The sequence below is a fragment of the Pelomonas sp. KK5 genome (genome assembly GCF_001984095.1).
GTDB lineage: Bacteria > Pseudomonadota > Gammaproteobacteria > Burkholderiales > Burkholderiaceae_C > KK5.
The window spans coordinates 1-2,143 of record NZ_LYVQ01000435.1 but is presented as its reverse complement, the minus strand read 5'-3'; the positions used below and the strand labels follow the sequence as shown (position 1 = coordinate 2,143).

General features: G+C 68.0%; 1 pseudogene. It reads left to right on the top strand.

The features are described 5' to 3' along the window. Positions 1–2,143, top strand: a pseudogene (locus B0W88_RS34050) (heme utilization protein); the annotation flags it as partial.

The window sequence follows — 2,143 nt, the reverse complement described above, 5'->3', positions numbered from 1 at the left end:
ATCCCCTCGCTGACCAGCAGCCAGGTCGCCGCCATCGGCACCGCGCAGATCGCCACGATGACGACGGAGGACGTGCAAGCGCTCGGCTCCGCCGGCATCAAGGCGATGAGCTCGGCCCAGTTCCAGGCCCTCAGCACCGACGACATCGTCGCGCTGACGAGCGCCCAGACCGCGGTGCTGACGTCCTCGCAGGTCGGCGCGATGACCACCGCGCAGGTCCACAACCTGGACACGGCGGACCTGCAGGCCATCAGCAGCAGCGCGCTGCGCGGCCTGACCACCGCCCAGTTCGCGGCGATGACCTCCGACCAGATGGCGGCGCTGACCAGCGCTCAGATCGCCGGCCTGGGCACCGCCCAGATCAGCGGCATGACGACCGACGCGCTGAACGCCTTCACCACCTCGCAGTTCTCCGGCCTGTCCAGCGCGCAGTTGGCCTCGCTGACGACGGCGCAGGTGGGCCACCTGGAAACCGCTGACCTGCAGGCCATCGGCACCGGCGGCGTCAAGGCCTTCGGCTCCGCGCAGGTCGCGGCGCTGGGCACCGACCACATGGAAGCGCTCACCAGCGCCCAGGTCGGCACGCTCTCCAGCGCCCAGATCGCGGGCCTCGGCTCCGACCAGCTGCAGGCCATCGACAGCGGCGACATCGCGGCCCTCAACGCCACGACGCTGCACGCCTTCAGCACGGCCCAGATCCATGCGCTGACCTCCGACCAGACCGGCCAGCTGACCGCCACGCAAGTGGTGCAGCTGACCTCGGCCCAGGTCGGGGCGATGGGCACGGCCGAGCTGAACGCGATGGGCACGGCCGCCTTCGGCGCGCTGACCAGCGCGCAGATCACCGGCATCAGCACCGCGCAGATGGCGGCGCTGGAGACCGACGACGTCCACTCGCTGAGCCTGTTCGGCATCCGCGCGCTGAGCAGCGCCCAGCTGAACGCGATGCAGAGCGACCAGATCCAGGCGCTGAGCAACCTGCAGGTGCAGTCGCTGAGCACGGCGCAGATCGGCATGCTGAGCACGGACGACGTCCATGCCTTCACCTCGACCCAGGTGCTGGCGATGTCCAGCGGCCAGATCGGTGCGATGCATTCCGACCAGTTCGCCGCGCTGGGCACCGACTCGCTGCACGGCCTGAGCACGGCCGCGATCCGCGCACTCGATTCCGGCGACCTGCATGCGCTGAGCTCCGACCAGATCGGTGCGCTGACCAGCGTGCACTTCTCGGTGATGAGCAGCGCGCAGATCGTGGGCATCGACTCGGCCGACATCGGCTCGATCAGCACCGACGACCTGCATGCCCTGTCCACGCTGACGCTGCATGCGATGACGACGGACCAGATCGGGGCGATGAGCACCGACCAGATCACCTCGCTGAGCAGCAGCCAGCTGATGTCGCTGGGCACGGCGCAGGTCCATGCGTTCACGACCGACGACATCCACGCGTTCAGCACCACGCAGATCTCGCAGTTCAGCTCGGCGCAGATCCACGCGTTCACGACGGACCACTTCCTGGCCCTGAACTCGGCGGACATCACCGCACTGACGACGCAGCAGATCGCCGGCCTCACGACCGACGACCTGACGGTGATGACGACCGACCAGATGCTGGGCTTCGAGTCGGTGGACATCGCCAAGCTGGACATGAACCAGGCCACGGCGCTGATCGGCAACACGGCAGCGTTCAGCGTGATGACCGGCGCCCAGCTCGACGCGCTGTTCCTGACCTCGCCGATCGTGCTGGACCTGGACGGCAACGGGGTGCACACGACCTCGGCTTCCCATGGCGTCAACTTCGACCTGAACAACACCGGCAACAGCCAGAAGTACGGCTGGACCGCCGGCGGCGACGGCCTGCTCGCGATCGACCTGAACAACGACGGGAAGATCAACAGCGGCGCCGAGCTGTTCGGCACTGGCACGGTGCTCGCCAATGGCCAGCACGCGGCCAACGGCTACCAGGCCATGCTGGCCCAGGACACCAACCACGACTTCAAGCTCACCGCGGCCGACGCCCACTTCAACCAGTTGAAGGTCTGGGTGGACGCCAACCACGACGGCAAGACCGACGCGGGCGAACTGAAGTCGATGGCCGACCTGGGCATCGTCGAGCTGGACCTGAACGCCAAGGCTTCGACGG